This window comes from Frateuria sp. sgz306004, from assembly GCF_057750885.1.
Map to the genome: position 1 here is coordinate 268034 of NZ_JBYLFE010000003.1, position 15762 is coordinate 283795.

The 15762-nt window shown below is 65.9% G+C and carries 12 protein-coding genes; 5 read left to right on the plus strand and 7 right to left on the minus strand.

The annotated features are described in order from the left end of the window. Nucleotides 1–3: 3 nt before the first annotated feature. Genes metX through AC3G2C_RS07465 form a run of 3 tightly spaced genes read left to right on the plus strand, consistent with a single transcriptional unit; the run spans nt 4 to nt 3355 of the window. On the plus strand, nt 4–1032 hold the full coding sequence (metX, locus tag AC3G2C_RS07455) for a homoserine O-succinyltransferase MetX (protein ID WP_488383998.1): 1029 nt from the start codon (nt 4–6) through the stop codon (nt 1030–1032). Between the two features lie 35 nt (nt 1033–1067). Beyond that, nucleotides 1068–2276 carry a cystathionine gamma-synthase gene (gene metB, locus AC3G2C_RS07460; RefSeq protein WP_488383999.1) on the plus strand — a complete coding sequence of 403 codons (1209 nt, stop codon included), beginning with the start codon at nt 1068–1070 and terminating at the stop codon, nt 2274–2276. Next, nucleotides 2273–3355, plus strand: a complete 1083-nt coding sequence (locus AC3G2C_RS07465) for a homoserine dehydrogenase family protein (RefSeq protein ID WP_488384000.1) — start codon at nt 2273–2275, stop codon at nt 3353–3355. Before metB ends, AC3G2C_RS07465 begins: the two co-directional genes overlap by 4 nt. Nucleotides 3356–3427: 72 nt before the next feature. On the opposite strand, the gene AC3G2C_RS07470 is transcribed toward AC3G2C_RS07465, so the two are convergent. The 3 genes from AC3G2C_RS07470 to AC3G2C_RS07480 all read right to left on the minus strand — a co-directional run bounded on the left by AC3G2C_RS07470 (nt 3428) and on the right by AC3G2C_RS07480 (nt 9038). Further along, a complete protein-coding gene (locus AC3G2C_RS07470) occupies nt 3428–5035 on the minus strand; it encodes an APC family permease (protein WP_488384001.1) in 1608 nt (535 codons plus the stop codon). 296 nt (nt 5036–5331) lie between these two features. Further along, nucleotides 5332–6714: an L-serine ammonia-lyase gene (locus AC3G2C_RS07475; protein ID WP_488384002.1), complete on the minus strand. Its 1383-nt coding sequence runs from the start codon at nt 6712–6714 to the stop codon at nt 5332–5334. 152 nt (nt 6715–6866) lie between these two features. Next, nucleotides 6867–9038, minus strand: a complete 2172-nt coding sequence (locus AC3G2C_RS07480) for a TonB-dependent siderophore receptor (RefSeq protein ID WP_488384003.1) — start codon at nt 9036–9038, stop codon at nt 6867–6869. 200 nt (nt 9039–9238) lie between these two features. On the opposite strand from AC3G2C_RS07480, the gene AC3G2C_RS07485 reads away from it, so the two are divergent. Then, nucleotides 9239–9475: a glutaredoxin family protein gene (locus AC3G2C_RS07485; protein ID WP_488384004.1), complete on the plus strand. Its 237-nt coding sequence runs from the start codon at nt 9239–9241 to the stop codon at nt 9473–9475. Nucleotides 9476–9516: 41 nt separating this feature from the next. Here the strand turns inward: AC3G2C_RS07485 and AC3G2C_RS07490 are convergent, their stop codons facing one another. From AC3G2C_RS07490 to AC3G2C_RS07500, 3 genes are read right to left on the minus strand one after another with little or no spacing between them, the layout of a single operon-like run. Continuing rightward, complete coding sequence (locus AC3G2C_RS07490; protein ID WP_488384005.1) at nt 9517–10095, minus strand: YceI family protein; 579 nt, start codon at nt 10093–10095, stop codon at nt 9517–9519. Continuing rightward, entirely contained in the window at nt 10092–10673 is a 582-nt protein-coding gene (locus AC3G2C_RS07495) for a cytochrome b (protein ID WP_488384006.1), read from the minus strand. Before AC3G2C_RS07495 ends, AC3G2C_RS07490 begins: the two co-directional genes overlap by 4 nt. After that, nucleotides 10670–11290, minus strand: coding sequence for a YceI family protein (locus AC3G2C_RS07500; protein WP_488384007.1), 621 nt, complete (start codon nt 11288–11290; stop codon nt 10670–10672). Before AC3G2C_RS07500 ends, AC3G2C_RS07495 begins: the two co-directional genes overlap by 4 nt. A 405-nt stretch (nt 11291–11695) precedes the next feature. Here AC3G2C_RS07500 and AC3G2C_RS07505 point away from each other — a divergent pair, with 405 nt between their 5' ends. Continuing rightward, nucleotides 11696–15271, plus strand: coding sequence for a hybrid sensor histidine kinase/response regulator (locus tag AC3G2C_RS07505; RefSeq protein WP_488384008.1), 3576 nt, complete (start codon nt 11696–11698; stop codon nt 15269–15271). A 4-nt stretch (nt 15272–15275) separates the two neighbouring features. On the opposite strand, the gene AC3G2C_RS07510 is transcribed toward AC3G2C_RS07505, so the two are convergent. After that, entirely contained in the window at nt 15276–15698 is a 423-nt protein-coding gene (locus AC3G2C_RS07510) for a DNA polymerase III subunit chi (RefSeq protein WP_488384009.1), read from the minus strand. Between the last annotated feature and the right edge of the window lie 64 nt (nt 15699–15762).

Genomic DNA, 15762 nt, shown 5'->3' on the forward strand with positions numbered 1-15762 from the left:
ACCATGTGCAGCCAGCCGCAAATCGTCCCGCCCGCCGTCACCGCCTCCCTAGCGGCGACCGGCGCCATGCGGCCGGACCTCACCACCCAGCGCAGCACCCGTCGACTTACCCTTGCCGCCAAGTACGGCAGCGCTCCGTGCGAAGTGGACGTGCGCTATCTCTGGTGCGGCGCGCCGGATGCGCCCACCGTAATCGTGCAGGGCGGCATCTCGGCCCATCGCGACGTGGTGGCCCTGGATGGCGAAAGCCCGGCTGGCTGGTGGCAGGACCAGGTCGGCGCCGGTCGCCCGGTGGATCTGGATCGCTACCGTGTGCTCTCCATCGACTGGCTCACCCCCGCCGACCTGGGCGATGCCTCGGCCGTCTCCAGCGAGGATCAGGCCGACGCTCTGGCTGCTCTGGTGGAAGCGCTCGGCATTGGCCGAGTACATGCCTTCGTCGGCTACTCCTACGGTGCGATGACCGGCCTGGCCTTTGCGGCGCGCCACCCTTACGCGCTGGGCCACCTGGTGCTGTTGGCTGGGGCGCATCGTCCGCATCCGCTGGCCACCGCGCAGCGCTCGGTGCAGCGCGGCATCGTGCGTCTGGGCCAGCAGAGCGGCCAGCCGGAGCAGGCGCTGGCGCTGGCACGCCAGCTCGCCATGACCACCTATCGCGGCAGCGAGGAATTCGCCCGCCGCTTCCAGGCGGCACCAGAGTTTCGCGATGGCCGCTTCCACTTTCCGGTGGAGGACTACCTGGAGCATGCCGGTCGCCGTTTCGTCGAGCGCTTCGACGTGGAGCGCTTCCTGGCCCTGTCCGAATCGATCGACCTGCACGACGTGACGCCCGAACAGGTCGCCGCGCCCGCCACCTTGATCGGCTTCCCCTCCGATCGCCTGGTGCCGCTGGCCGACCTGTGCGAGCTGCAGCGCCGCCTGTATGGCCCGGCCACGCTGGAAGTGGTCGAGTCGCCTTACGGCCACGACGCCGTTCTCAAGGAAACCGACCGCCTCGCGCCGCTGCTGCGCGACGCGCTGGCCGGTCGTTGAACCCTCTTTAGACGCCTTACGCACGGAGATCCACCATGAGCGACACCGCCGCCCCCTGTACCCCGCCTGGCCTGAACACCCGCGCCGTGCGCGCCGGCATCGAGTCGGATACCCAGCATGGTGCCGTGGTGCCGCCGCTGCATCTGTCCACCAACTACGCCTTCGATGGCCTGGGCGGCAAGCGCCAGTACGACTACTCGCGCAGCGGCAACCCCACGCGTGACCTGCTGGGCGAAGCGCTGGCCGAGCTGGAGCAGGGCGCGGGTGCGGTGGTGACGGCCAGCGGCATGGCGGCGGTGGCGTTGGCGCTGGAACTGGTGCCGGCCGGTTCGCTGGTGCTGGCGGCGCACGATTGCTACGGCGGCACTTGGCGCCTGCTCGATGCGTTGGCAAAGAAGGGGCGCTTCCAGGTCAAGTTCGTCGACCTCACCAACAGCCATGCACTGGCCGAAGGGCTCGCGCTCAAGCCGTCGCTGGTGTGGGTGGAAACGCCGTCGAATCCGCTGCTGCGCATTACCGACATTCGCCACGTGGCGCAGGCGGCGCATGCGGTGGGGGCGCTGGTGGTGGTGGACAACACCTTCCTTTCGCCGGCGCTGCAGCAGCCGCTGACCCTCGGCGCCGACGTGGTGGTGCATTCCACCACCAAGTACATCAACGGCCACAGCGACGTGGTAGGCGGCGCCGTGGTGGCACGCGAACCAGCTGTGGCCGAGCAGCTCAAGTGGTGGGGCAATTGCAACGGCCTCACTGGCGCGCCGTTCGACAGCTTCCTCACCTTGCGCGGCCTGCGCACGTTGAGCGTGCGCCTGCGTCAGCACCAGGAGAACGCCGTTCGCATCGTGGAGCGTCTGGACGGCCATGCGGCTGTGCGCAAGGTCTACTACCCCGGCCTGGAGAGCCACGCAGGCCACTCGCTGGCGGCGCGCCAGCAGGTGGGTTTCGGCGCCATGCTGAGTTTTGAGCTGGAGGGCGAGGTATCGCACATCGCCGCGTTCGTGGATGGCCTGCGTTATTTCTCGCTCGCCGAGTCGCTGGGTGGTGTGGAAAGCCTGGTGGCGCATCCGGCCTCCATGACGCACGCCTCGATGGCGCCGGAAGCGCGTCGCGCCGCCGGCATTTTCGACAGCCTGCTACGTCTCTCAGTGGGCATCGAAGATGGCGACGACCTGCTGCGCGATCTGGACGCCGCGTTGGCACGCGCCGAAGCCGTGTCGCTGGCCAAACGTCGGGTGAGCGCATGAGTGCGTTACTAGCGCAGTCCGCAGCGGTAAAGCCGGAGGCCACTTCCATCGCCATGGTGTTGCTGGGCACGGGCGTGGTCGGTGGCGCCTTCCTCAAGTTGCTCAACACGCCGGCGGCGTCTTCCATTCGACTGGTCGGCGCGGCGAACTCGCGTCGCCAGCAGGTTCAGGCGGAGCAATTGGCGGATCGCGGCCTGCGCGACAAACTCAAGAATCAGGGCGATGTACGCAACGATGCCGCGCTGCTTTCGGCGCTGGATACGCATGCGTCGGCGGTGAAGGTGATTGTGGATGCCACCGCCAGCGGCGAGCTTGCGGCGCGACACGCCGACTGGTTGGCGCGTGGCTACCACGTGGTCACCGCGAACAAATCGCTGGCCGGCGGCGAGCTGCCCGGCTGGCGCAGCCTGCAGGCAGCGTTGGCGCAAGGTGGTCGCTATGGCGACTCGGCCACCGTGGGCGCAGGCCTCCCGGTGATCTCCACGCTGCGCCGGCTGCGTCATTGCGGCGATGCGCTGCTGACGCTGGAGGGCGTGTTCTCCGGTTCGCTCTCCTACCTGTTCAACCAGTACGACGGCAGCCAGCCGTTCTCCGCGCTGCTGCGCCGTGCGCGTGAGCTGGGCTACACCGAGCCCGATCCGCGTGCGGATCTCTCCGGCCAGGACGTCGCGCGTAAGCTGCTCATCCTCGCCCGCTGCGCCGGCTTTGCGCTGCGCCCGGATGAGGTGGAAGTGGAGAGCTTGGTGCCCGAGAGCCTGCGCGGAGTGGATGTGGAAACCTTCCTCGCTCGACTGGAGGAACTCGACGAACCGCTGTCCCGCCGCCATGCCGAAGCGCAGGCGCGCGGTGGCGCGCTGCGGTTCCTGGCGCGCCTCAACCAGCGTGGCCGTGCACGCGTGGGATTGGTGGAAGTACCCGCCAACCATCCGGCCACGCGCCTCTATGGCACCGACAACCAGTTCGCCTTAAGCACCACGCGCTACAACACGCAGCCGCTGGTGATCCAGGGGCCGGGCGCCGGACCCGAGGTCACGGCGCAGGCCTTGCTGGGCGACGTGCTCTCGCTCGTCGTGCATTGATCCAGCCGCCCTGAGGCAACAAAAAAAAGCGCGGCTTTCGCCGCGCTTTTTTCTTTGCGTAACGCCGAGCGATCAGTCGTGCGTGTGCGGATTGGCTTCCGCCTCGATCACTGCGGGCGTGCGCCAGCCGGACTTCACGCCCCACAGGTAAAACGCCAGGCCGATCACGGCGACAACCACCAGGTCGATGCCATAAGGCAGGTAGTTCATGCCGTGGAACTTATCGCTGCCAGCCCAGGAAACGGCGGCGATGGTGGGCAGATAGAACACCATCCACCAAGCACCCTTGAGCTGCTTGCCGAAATCCTTCCAGCCCGACTTGGCCTGGTAGTACAGGTACACCGGCAGGGCCACCACCATCAGCAGGATGATCTCGCCGGTGAGCGGCCAGGTGGCCCAGTACAGCAGTTCCGTTGCCATGATGAACGCCACGCCGGCCAGCACCGGCAGGCCCTTGATGCGCAGCGGGCGGTGCATGTTCGGCGCGGTGCGGCGCAGCGTCATCGCGCTCACCGGGCCCGTCAGGTAGGAAATGATGGTGGCCACCGAGATGACCGCCGCCAGCGTGCCCCAGCCACGGAAGAAGAACAGGAACAGGAACGACACCACCAGGTTGAACCACATGGCCGGGCGCGGCACGCCCCACTTGGGCTGAATGCTGCCCAGGATCTTGGGCATGGTGCCGTTGCGCTCCATGCCGTAGATCATGCGGGCGGTGGTGGCGGTGTAGGTGATGCCGGTGCCGCTGGGGCTGACGAAGGCATCCAGGTACAGCAGCATCGCCAGCCAGTGCAGGTTGACGACAATCGCCAGCTGGGCAAACGGCGAGCTGAAATCGATGCCATGCCAGCCGGCCTTGGCCAGCAGGTCCGGCGGCACAGCGCCCAGGTAGGCCACCTGCAGGATCACGTACACCACGGTCGCCAGCAGAATCGAACCGATCACCGCGAACGGAATGCTCTTGCCCGGGTTGCGCGCTTCGCCCGCCAGGTTCACCGGGCTCTGGAAGCCGTTGAAGCTGAAGACGATGCCGGCCGTGGCCACGGCCGTGAGCACGGCGGCAAAGTCGATGGCGTGCGTATCGCCATGGATACCCACCGAGAAGTTCTCGGTGTGGAAACCGCTGGCGATCAGCGCCACGCCCGTCGCGGCCGGCACCACCAGCTTGAACACCGTGATGGCGGTGTTGGAGCGGGCGAACAGCTTCACGCTCCAGAAGTTGAGCAGGAAGTAGATGATGACCAACACCGCGGCAATGGCCAGGCCCGGTGGCGTTAGCTCGCCGTGTCCGCCTGGCGCGTGGATGTACAGGTCTTGCGCCCACTGCCACTTCCAGCCGGCCATGTATTGCACCGAGGCTTCCGCTTCCACGGGAATCACCGAGACGATGGCGATCCAGTTGGCCCAGGCGCCGATGAAGCCCACCAGCGAGCCGTGCGAGTAATGGCTATAGCGCACCATGCCGCCCGATTCCGGGAACATGGCACCTAGTTCGGCGTAGGTGAGCGCAATGCTCATGATGATGACGGCGCCGAGCACCCAGGCCCAGACGGCGCCAGGACCGGCCAGGCCCGCGGCTTTCCAGGCACCGAACAGCCAGCCGGAGCCGATGATCGAGCCCAGGCCGGTAAGCATGAGGGCGAAGGGGCCGACATCGCGGCGGATGGGAGATTGAGACATGCAGGTCCCCAGGGTCAGTGAAACAACGAGCCGCCACCCGGGCGACACAAGGCCCGGATAATGACAGACCGGTCAAGGCGCTGTCAGCCCGCCGGGAGTCATGGCACAAGTCAGTCCACGACGCCCAGATGGTTGAATTGGCTCTGGAAAGTAGGCTATCCAGCGTGTAGTCCAACGCCGCCGCGGCCCCCGGGGCGAACCCGCCCCCTTCCGCGTCGTGCCGGTGGCGCATCCGGCGCGGGCCGGTTGCGCGTAAGCGTTTTAGGGGCCTCGCCGGGTGGGGCGGAGCCCTTTGATCAGCATTCGATCACGTTGACGGCTAGGCCGCCACGCGAGGTTTCCTTGTACTTGTCCTTCATGTCGCGGCCGGTGTCGCGCATGGTGGCGATCACCTTGTCCAGCGACACGCGGTGCTTGCCATCGCTCTTGAGCGCCATGCGGCTGGCATTGATGGCCTTGACCGAGGCCATGGCGTTGCGCTCGATGCAGGGGATCTGCACCAGGCCGCCGATGGGGTCGCAGGTCAGGCCCAGGTTGTGCTCCATGCCGATCTCGGCGGCGTTCTCCACCTGCAGCACGTTGCCGCCCAGCGCGGCGGTGAGGCCGCCGGCGGCCATGGAGCAGGCCACGCCCACTTCACCCTGGCAGCCCACTTCGGCGCCGGAGATGGAGGCGTTCTCCTTATAGAGAATGCCGATGGCGCCGGCGGTGAGCATGAAATCGATGATGCCGGCTTCGTCCGACTTGGGGCAGAAGCGGTAGTAGTAATGCAGCACCGCGGGCACGATGCCGGCCGCACCGTTGGTCGGCGCCGTCACCACGCGGCCACCGGCGGCGTTTTCTTCGTTGACGGCGAGCGCGTAGAGATTCACCCAGTCCAGGATGGTGAGCGGGTCTTTCAGCGCTGCTTCCGGCTGGGCGCGCAGGTCCTCGGCCATCTGCGGTGCGCGGCGCGTGACCTTCAGGCCGCCCGGCAGCACGCCCGGCGAGCGCAGGCCGCGGTTGACGCAATCCTGCATGGCCTTCCAGATGGTGAGCAGGCCGGCGCGCGTGTCTTCCTCGCTGCGCCATACCTTTTCGTTTTCCATCATCAGCTGGGCGATGGTGAGGTTGTGCTTCTGGCACAGCTCCAGCAATTCGTCGCCGGTGGAGAACGCGTAAGGCAGTTCGGTGGTGTCGGCGACGATGCGGTCTTCGGCCGCTTCGTCGTGATTCACCACGAAACCGCCGCCCACCGAGTAGTAGTCGCGCGTGGCCAGCTCGTGGCCTTCGGCGTCATAGGCTGAAAAGCGCATGCCGTTGGTGTGGAACGGCAGCTTCTGGCGCTTGTTGAACACCAGGTCGCGCTTTTCCTCGAACTCGATCTCGTGCTTGCCCAGCACATGCAGACGATGCGTGGTACGGATGCGTTCTAGCGTTTCGGGAATATGGTCGGGGTCGACCGTATCCGGATGCGCGCCTTCGAAGCCCAGCAGCACGGCCTTGTCGGTGCCGTGGCCTCGGCCGGTCATGGCGAGCGAGCCGTACAGCTCAGCGCGCACGCGCGTCACACGATCGAGCACGCCTTTCTCTTCCAGCCAGCGCTCAGCAAACCGTGCGGCGGCGCGCATCGGGCCAACGGTGTGCGAGGAAGACGGGCCGATGCCGATCTTGAACAGGTCGAATACGCTGACAGCCATGGAAACACGCAGAGTGGGCGGGGACAGCCGCCTATTCTACGCAGCGGGCGCGGCAATGGTTGCCGCGCCGCAGCGATCCGTTCGGTGCGCAGGCGTATGGAGCGGCGCGCGCGCCATGCCGCCTGCCGCGCGATACGTGGCGATCGGCCGCCTCAAAACGTGTAACGCACGTTCACCATGTAGCTGCGCGGCGCCGAATAGAAGCCCTGCGCCCAGTACAGGCTGGTGATGTACTTGCGGTTGGTCACGTTGTCGATATTGAAGGTGGTGCTCCAGTGCTGGCCGATGTCGTAGCCAGCCATCAGGCCCACCACCGCATAGGACGCCTGGCGGGTGACGATTTCGCTGCCATCGCTGGCCACCGCGCCCTGGTCACGGTAGATGCGATCCTGCCAGCGCAGCGTGCCGCCCACCTTCAAACCCGGCACCGCGTCGAATCGATAACTGGTGGCGAGGCGAAACATGCGGCGCGGCACATAGGTGCGCACGTTATGGCCATCCGGATCGACCAGGCCAAGCTGGGTGTAGCCGCCGCTCAATTGCCAGTGGTCGGTGAGCTGACCGCTCACGTCGAACTCGTAACCCTTGGCGGTGGCGTTGATGCCGCTGTAGTAATCCTGATTGGTGGCCATGTTGTGGCCGGCGTATTCGGCCAGGCCATCCTGGCGCGAGCGGAACAGCGCGAAGGAGGCATTGAGTCGGCCGTCGTACCACTCGCCCTTCACGCCGGCTTCCAGGTTGGCGCCCGTCACCGGGTCGAGCACCTTGTTGTTCACGTCGGTTTGCGTCTGCGGGTTGAACAGCTTGGCGTAGCTCACGTACAGCGAGTAGTTCTTCGTCAGGTCGTACACCGCGCCGACGAATGGCGTGGTCTGAGTCTTGGCGTAGTTGCTGGGTACGCCGTAGTTGGCGCCGTACTGCTCGATGTGCACCAGGCTGGCGCCGGTGATCAGCGTGAGCGGATCGGCCAGGCTCCAGCGCGCGGTGGCGTAGAGCGTCTTGCGCTGGATGTGGAAATCGCCGTGGCCGTAGGACGCGTCGAACGGCGGCTCGGGGTAGTCGCCGGTCCAGTCGTTGAGCGATGGAAGCGGCGTGCCGATGCCCTGGCCATAGCTCGAGAGCTGGTGCACGTCATCCTTGGCCCAGTTGGCGCCCAGCACCAGTTCGTGGCGGCGGCCGCCCAGCTGAAACGGGCCCGTCGCGTACAGGTCGGCCACGTACTGCTTCTCGGTACTCGCATAGGCGGAGGGGTAGGCGTAAAGGCCCAGCCCGGTCTGCGCGTCAGGGGTGCCATAGACGTAGAACAGGTTGCTGTTCTCGGCGATGCGGCGGTAGTTGAGTGCGCCCTTGAGCTTCCAGTCGCCACCCAGCTCCTGGGTGAGTTCGACGAAGCTGCGCGTATCGGCCACGTTCCAGCGCGACCAGTCGGCGGAGGTGCTGGTGTCGCGGCGGTAGTCGGTGGGCGTGCCGTCCGTGTTGTACAGCGGCAGCGCGCCCCACATGCCGCCGTGGGTCTTGTTCTTCTGGTAGGTCACGCCCGCGGTAAGCAGGGTGCTGCTGCCCAGGTCGGCCTCCACGATGCCGCCCAGCACCTGCTTGCGCAGGTTGTAGCGGTCCAGGTAGCTGTCGGTGTCCTGCCCGGCGGCAATGAAACGACCGCGCACACTGTGCGACGCGTTCAACGGCCCAGAGAGATCCACATCCAGGCGGCGATTGTCCCAACTGCCCAGCGTGACGCCCACGCTGCCCTGATAGTCAGCGGTGGGGCGCTTGCGCACGAAGTTGATGGTGGCTGACGGGTTACCGGTGAACGAAAGCAGGCCATTGGCGCCGCGCAATACTTCCACGCGCTCGTACAGTGCGGTGTCCAGGTCGCCCTCTTGCTGGCCGTTGGCGAAGGGCAGGCCGATGCCGTCGACCAGGAAATTGGTGACGTCGAAGCCGCGCGCGCTGTAGTAAGTACGGTCGGTTTCCACGCGCTCGACGTTCACGCCAGTGGTGTTGTCCAGCACGGCGTTGATGTTGTTGAGGCCAAAGTCGTCCATCTGCTGGCGCGTCACCACGCTCACCGACTGGGGCGTTTCGCGCAGCGAGAGCGGCAGGCGCGTGGCGCCGTCCGTGGCGCGGGTGGTGTAGGAGTCGCCGTCGCCCACCACGGTGGCGGTGGTCTGCACGCCTTCCAGGTTCTTCACCTGTTTGGTGGTGGTGTCGGCCGGCGGCTGGTCTTCCGCATGCAGGGCGGGCATGGCCAGCGCCAGGCACAGGGCGGCGGTGAGGTGACGGAGGGCGGGGCGCGGTTGCGCGCACGCGGCAGCATTCGGCATCGAGGGGAGCCTTGATTCGGTCGACAGGTAGGAGTTGGCGGCCGCGTGGAGCGCGGCCCGGGCCATGGCGGCGGCGTGCCCGATTAATAAATGATAGTTATTATCATTTGCATTGACCAGTCCCCGGGCGGGGCGGAATGTCGCGGCCGCCTGCCGCCGCGCTCGCCGGCGGGCCGGGCGTCCGGTATCGTCGCGCGGCCATGTCCCTGCGATTCGTGCTCTACCAACGCGACTACTGCCACCTGTGCGACCAGGCGCTGGCCGTCATGGCGCAGGCGCGCGCGCCGGATTTCGACAGCCAATGGGTCGATGACGATGCCGCGCTGGAGGCGCGCTACGGCACCCGCGTGCCGGTGTTGCGTGACGGCCTGGATGGGCGCGAACTGGACTGGCCGTTCGACGCCGATGCCGTGCGCTGCTTTATCGCTGGACATTAGGCGCGCCACGCCTTGCACGTGGCGCGCCCGTCGTGCCGCGCTTACTTGGCGCTGAGCACCAGGTGTGCGTTGACCTTCACGTCGGCGCCGATCACCGAGGTATCGGCGTACTCACCGCCGCCCACGCCGAAGTCCAGGCGCTTGACCGTGCCGCTCACATCGAGCGTGGCGCCGGTGCCCTGCGGCTTGAAGGTCACGTTGAGGCTCACCGGTTTGCTGACCCCGCGCAGGGTCAGCGTGCCGTCGGCCACCACCTGTGCACCGTTCTGGCGAAAGCCGGTGGTGACGAAATGGGCCTTGGGAAACTTGGCGACGTTGAAGAAGTCCGCGCCGGGCAGGGCGGAGTCGCGGTCGTTGTCACCGGTCTTTGCGCTGGACAGGTCCACGTCCACATCGAACTTGGAGGTGGCGAGCTTGGTGGCGTCGTAGCTGATCGCGGCCGTCCACTTGGTGAAGCTGCCCTCGAAGGCCTGGCCCTGGAAGCTGCTGGTAAAGCCCAGCTTGCTGCCGGCGGGTTGCACGGTGTAGTCGGCGGCGCTGGCAAAGCCCGGCAGGGCCAGGGCGAGCAGCAGCGGGGCCAGAACGCGGGGTTTGAACAGCGTGGAAGCGGGGGTTTTCATGTGCGATCTCCTTGGGAGCTGGCATCGGCGCGCAGGCGGCTGAAGGGGAGCATGCGGCGCAGGGTGTTGTCGCGATCGATCAGGTGATGCTTGAGCGCGCCGCCCACGTGCAGTACCAGCACCACCACCAGAATCCAGAACAGTTTCTCGTGGATGCTGTGGGCGAGGTGGCGCATGTCCGGGTTGGCGGCGGCGATCGCGGGCAGGTTGAACAGCTTGAAGAATTGCAGCGGCTTGCCGGCGACGGAGTTGAACCACCAGCCGCTCAGCGGCAATGCCACGATGAAGAGATAGAGCAGGCCATGCACCGCATGCGCCGCCAGTTGTTGCCAGCGCGGTGCCGGGTCTTCCGCGGGGCGCTTGTCGCCGGCGCGCCACAGCAGGCGCAGCAGGAACAGCGCCAGCACGGTCAGGCCAATGGATTTGTGCAGGGCCAGCCAGTTGATCTTCTGCATGGGCGAACTGGCCAGGTCCATCGCCAGGCCGAACACGCCGTTGCCGAGAATCAGCAAGGCCGTGGTCCAGTGGAAGAATTTGGCGACCGAGCCCCATTGGCGGTCGTGGCTGCGCAAGCTCATGGATGCTCCTCGTGCGTTTGAGCGTGATTGTCCTGGATCGCCTCCAGCTCCAGCCAAAGGCTGACGTTGTGGCCGATCGCGTTGGGGTTGGCGGTGATGCCGAAATCGTCGCGCTGCAGTTGGGTGTTGGCGGAGAAGCCCACCACCGTATGCAGCCCGTAGATCGTCGCACCCAGCCGGTTGAAGGTGAATGACAAAGTCACGGGCCGGGTGACACCGCGCAGCGTCAAGTTGCCATGGAGCACGCCATGCGTGTTATCGGTGCGCTCCACCGACGTGCTGACAAAGTGAGCCAGGCGCGCGCCTGGGGCGTCGAGAAAGGCGGGTTTGAGCACGGCCTCGTTCCAGGCAGCATCGCCCATGTCCAGGCTGGTCAGGTCGATGTCCAGCTCGGTCGCCGAATGGCTCCAATCGTCCGGGTCGAAGCGCAGCCAGCCCTGAGCGATGTGCAGGCGGCCAAACGGGCGTGAAAAGCCGTTGTGGTCGATGCTGAAAACGATCTGGCTATGCGTCGTGTCATAGCGAAACAGTTGCGGGGCCGCCCATGCCGACCAGGGCGTCAGCCAGGTGCACACCAGCGCGAGAAGCCATGGGTTGAAGGAGTGTGGACGCGGCATGTCGCAAGCATGGAGGATCGCCCGTGGCCGCGCCAGCCGCCCGATAGGAACGCATTGTTTCCATCGCGAGCCCTCGGCTGGCCTCGATCTGCCAAGCGCAGTCGCCACCGGCGTGGCCCGCTCGGGGTCAGTAGCCCCTTGGCGAGGACGGCCCGCTATTCGTAGGGGCGGGGCATTGGAGGGTGTGAACGTAGCTTGGGTCGTCAACCGCCGTGACGCAGGCGATGGGATACGTCCGGATGTCCACGCTGATCATCAGCATGAGCACCGCCGTAACAATCTGTGGTGCTTGCGCGCGTTCTGGCATCATCCTCCCCTTGGGGGAGGCCTCGCATGGCCGGGCCTGCCGTTTTTTGGGGCGACCGGCGGGAACGTGGCTTTCGAGGCGTCCTTGGGGGGGAGAACATGCTGCCGTCCTTGCTGCTCAGCGTCTTCCTGTTCACCAGCATGCCGGTACCGGCGGGCGCGGTGGCGGGGCCGGTGGCAGTGTCAGCGCCAGCTCCTACGGCGGCCCTGCCCACGCCCCAGTTCCGGCGCTATGGCACGGCCGAAGGACTGCCTAGCAGCAGCGTTTACACCGTGGTACAGGCGCCCGATGGCGCTATGTGGTTCGGCACCAAGGGCGGCATCGCCCGTTACGACGGCGTGGGCTTCAAGGTGTTGCGTCATGTGGTGGGCGAGTCGCAGTCGCTGTTCAACAATGGCATTTCCGCATTGATGTTTGATCAGGGCGGCAACCTGTGGGCAGCCGGCCTGGAGGCGGGCCTCAACCGCTACGACGAACGCTCCAACACGTTTCAGCACTGGGCTCACAGCCCCAACGACCCCACGAGCCTGCGCAGCGACAAAGTGTGGTCCGTGGCGCAAACGCCCGATGGCGTGTTGTGGGTAGGTACGGCGTTAGGCCTGGACCGCATGCGGCCCGATGGGCGCGGGTTCGATCACGTGGATATCAGCAGCCCCGCCACGGGCCCCGTAGGTACCGTGGGGGCCTTGTTTGTGGATGCCCAGGGCCAGCTGTGGATTGGTGGTGAGAGCGCCATTTATCGCCGCGACGTGAAGGGTGGGATTCATCAGATCACGCCGGAAATGCCCGAACAGCCGCTGGATGCCTGGCGCATCGAGGGTGAGGGCGACCAGGTTCGTGTGGCTTCTTCACATGGTTTGTTCCAGATCGGCAGCGACGATGTGGCGCGGCAGCTCGGTGCAGGGGAGTTGCCCGAAACCAACATCTTGAGCAGCGCGCGCGATCGCGCCGGGCGCTTGTGGGTGGGTACGCAGCATGGCTTGTACCTGCAGGACGGCGCGGGGCGGCCCATCCAGGCTGTCACCGATCAGCCCTTGCTGTATGGCAACCTGCCCGGTACGTGGGTATGGCACATCCAGCCTGACAGTGAAGGCGGCTTGTGGGTCGCCTTGCTCGACGGCGGTGTTGGTTATCTGGCACCGGGCTGGAGCAGCGTAAGCCGGTTCACCCACGTGCCCGACGATGACCGCAGCCTGCGCGACTCGATGGCTTCCGCCGTGGCCCGAGGCGGCAACAACACAATCTGGGTGGGCGAGCGGCGTGGCCGCGTGGACCGCCTCAAGCCATCCACCGGCGAGGTGGAGCATGTGTTGTCGGGCTTGCGTGGCGACGTGGTTGGCATGACTGAGGATCGCGAGCAACGCCTCTGGATCACCGTGCAGGGCGCGTTGTACCGCTATCAGCAAGGCAAGCTCGACCTTGTGCGGGCCCTCGATCAGGGTATGAAGCATCCGCTGGAAGTGGAGCTGGGGCCGGACGGCAAGCTGTACGCGCGCACCTTTGGCGAAGGCTTGTTCCGGGTAGACCAGGACAGCCTCAGCGTGACCCCTGTGCCCTTCGTGTCGGCGCACGAGCGCGCCCGTTGGGGCAGCCAGATCACGCTCAGGAATGGCACGTTCTGGTACGCCAGCGACGGCGGCATGATGCGCCTGACGCGTGACTATTCGGCATTCGAACCCGTACCCGGCGTTGCAAACGATCGCGCGGTGGATGCTTTCGACTTTGCCGACGATGGACTGTGGATGGCACGCCCGGACGGGCTGGAGCACTACCACTACCAAGGCGATGCGCTGGCGTTGGATCGGAAGATCGATGCGGCTCACGGCTGGCCGTCCATCAACGTGGTCGATCTGGCCGTGGATCAGCGTCGACGCGTGTGGGTGTTCGGTCGCGACGGCCTGTGGCGCTTCGATCCGCGCAATGGGCGTTTCCACGAAATGGGTTTGCAGGACGGCCTGAGCAATGGCGAATTCCTGCGCGGCTACAGCCGCATGGCGGACGGCACCATCTATGCACCCACCCTGGGTGGCGTGATCGGTTTCAACCCCAATCGCATCGACGTTACCGTGAAGCCGCCGGATGTGGCGATCACCCGCATCAGCGTGCTGCGCCACGGTGTGAAGCGTGAGATGCCCATGCCGGCCTCGGGCGAACTGTACCTGGGCTGGAAGGATCGCAGCCTCAACGTCGAGGCGCGGGTGTTCTCCTATGTAGACCCCGCTGCCAATCGCTACCGCTTTCGTCTGCAAGGCGTGGACAGCGGCTGGATCGATACCGGTAGCCGTGGTGAGCGCGACTTCGCTGGTCTGGGGACAGGTGACTTCACGTTGGATGTCATGGCCGCAGGCGCCGATGGTGTCTGGGCACACTTGCCGAAGCCGTTGCATATTCATGTACAGGCGCCGCCGTGGGCACGCTGGTGGGCTTGGTGCGTCTACGTGGTGCTCGTTGCGTTGCTTGTATGGCTGGTGTTGCAGGCGTGGCGCCGGCGCCTGGCCCAGCGACATCAAATCCAATTGGCGGAACAGCGCAGTCGCCTCGCTGAGCAGGCGAGCGCGGCCAAGACGCAGTTCCTCGCTACGCTGAGCCATGAAATCCGCACGCCCATGACTGGCGTGATGGGCATGGCGGAGTTGCTCTTGAGCACGCCGCTCAGCAACACCCAACGCGAATACGCGCAGGCCATGCAGCGCTCAGGCAGCATGCTGTTGAAACTGCTCAACGACGCGCTGGATCTGGCGCGTATCGAGGCCGGCAAGCTCGAACTGGAATGTGCACCGTTCGACCCCACTGGGCTGGTCAACGAAGTCGCCCAACTGGAACTCGGGCAGGCCCATGCCAAGGGCTTGCGCTTCCACGTGGAGATGCCGAGCGAGTTGCCTCACCGCATGATCGGCGACGCATTGCGCATCAAGCAGGTGCTGCTGAACCTGGCCAACAACGCGCTGAAATTCACGGAGCGGGGCAGTGTCACGCTGCGCGTGCGGCGCACCGACGACGGCCTGTGCTTCAGCATCGTCGATACCGGCCCCGGCATTCCTGAGGCGAGCCAGGCACGCTTGTTCCAGCGCTTCGAGCAGATCACCGGGCCGCAGCGACGCGCCGGCAGCGGATTGGGCCTGGCGATTTGCCGCGAGTTGGTCGCCATGATGGGCGGCAGTATCGAGGTGGAGTCGAAGGTGGCCTGTGGCAGCACCTTCCATGTCTGTTTGCCCCTCGCTGTGGCGCAGGAACCCGTTGTGCCGGTATTGGCAGACGATGAGCACGAGTTGCGCGAACGGTTGGACGTGCTGCTAGTGGAAGACGACGCCATTGTGGCGGCGGTGATCCGCGGCTTGCTTGAGCGCGTGGGCCATCGCGTGCGCTACGCGAGCAACGGCTTGGCCGCCTTGGCCGAACTGGCCCATGCGCCTTGCGATGTGACCTTGCTGGATCTTGATCTGCCAGGGATCGATGGCTTTCAGATCGCGCGGCTGATCCGCCAGCGCGAGGAGCCCGGGCGTCGCATGCCCATCGTGGCGATTACCGCTCGCTCGGGTGGCGACGAGGAGACTCGTGCACGAGAGGCGGGTATGGATGGCTTTCTGCGCAAGCCGCTCTCGGGTGAGCAGTTGATGGATGCGATCTACGCGCAGTTGGTGCGTGCGGCGGAGTCGATGGAAGGCGCTCTTTAGGCGCTTACATATCGAACTTGTTGACTTCGAGGCCGCGGCGCTTGTACTCGGTCCAGCGCGTGCGCGAGCCCTCGCGCTCTGCCGGGTCGGCGGCCACCACCTCAAGCACGCGGTCATAGCGACCAGGTGCGCAGTCTTCGCGCAGGTTGATCAGCAGCGGTCGGTCGAGCGTGTCCACGCCCGGGGGCACGATCAGCACGGCGGTGTGCTGGTCGTCGTCGTCACCGGCGAGCTGATGCGTGATGAAGCCATCGGGGTCGAACTCCCACAGCAATTCGTCGATGGCTTCGGCCTGAGCGAAATCGCGCGCCAGGATCAGCGTGGGCTGTTGCGCAGCGAATGCGCGCTTGGCCAGCTCGCATACCAGCAGCAGGGGCTGTTCGCGGAAACGCGGCTTGTCGATCAAATAGAAATCGGCGCGAGGCATGGCTTGGCAGGCAATGGGAGTGGGGAAGGGGCTGGGAATGGCGAGACCTTGCCATTCCCAACCA

What these genes read in the sequence shown, in the direction of transcription:
- AC3G2C_RS07505 (WP_488384008.1), top strand. Translation starts at nt 11,696, where the DNA reads ATGCTGCCGTCCTTGCTGCTCAGCGTCTTCCTGTTCACCAGCATGCCG.
- metB (WP_488383999.1), top strand. Translation starts at nt 1,068, where the DNA reads ATGAGCGACACCGCCGCCCCCTGTACCCCGCCTGGCCTGAACACCCGC.
- AC3G2C_RS07470 (WP_488384001.1), bottom strand. Translation starts at nt 5,035, where the DNA reads ATGTCTCAATCTCCCATCCGCCGCGATGTCGGCCCCTTCGCCCTCATG.
- metX (WP_488383998.1), top strand. Translation starts at nt 4, where the DNA reads ATGTGCAGCCAGCCGCAAATCGTCCCGCCCGCCGTCACCGCCTCCCTA.
- AC3G2C_RS07480 (WP_488384003.1), bottom strand. Translation starts at nt 9,038, where the DNA reads ATGCCGAATGCTGCCGCGTGCGCGCAACCGCGCCCCGCCCTCCGTCAC.
- AC3G2C_RS07510 (WP_488384009.1), bottom strand. Translation starts at nt 15,698, where the DNA reads ATGCCTCGCGCCGATTTCTATTTGATCGACAAGCCGCGTTTCCGCGAA.
- AC3G2C_RS07490 (WP_488384005.1), bottom strand. Translation starts at nt 10,095, where the DNA reads ATGAAAACCCCCGCTTCCACGCTGTTCAAACCCCGCGTTCTGGCCCCG.
- AC3G2C_RS07495 (WP_488384006.1), bottom strand. Translation starts at nt 10,673, where the DNA reads ATGAGCTTGCGCAGCCACGACCGCCAATGGGGCTCGGTCGCCAAATTC.
- AC3G2C_RS07475 (WP_488384002.1), bottom strand. Translation starts at nt 6,714, where the DNA reads ATGGCTGTCAGCGTATTCGACCTGTTCAAGATCGGCATCGGCCCGTCT.
- AC3G2C_RS07465 (WP_488384000.1), top strand. Translation starts at nt 2,273, where the DNA reads ATGAGTGCGTTACTAGCGCAGTCCGCAGCGGTAAAGCCGGAGGCCACT.
- AC3G2C_RS07500 (WP_488384007.1), bottom strand. Translation starts at nt 11,290, where the DNA reads ATGCCGCGTCCACACTCCTTCAACCCATGGCTTCTCGCGCTGGTGTGC.
- AC3G2C_RS07485 (WP_488384004.1), top strand. Translation starts at nt 9,239, where the DNA reads ATGTCCCTGCGATTCGTGCTCTACCAACGCGACTACTGCCACCTGTGC.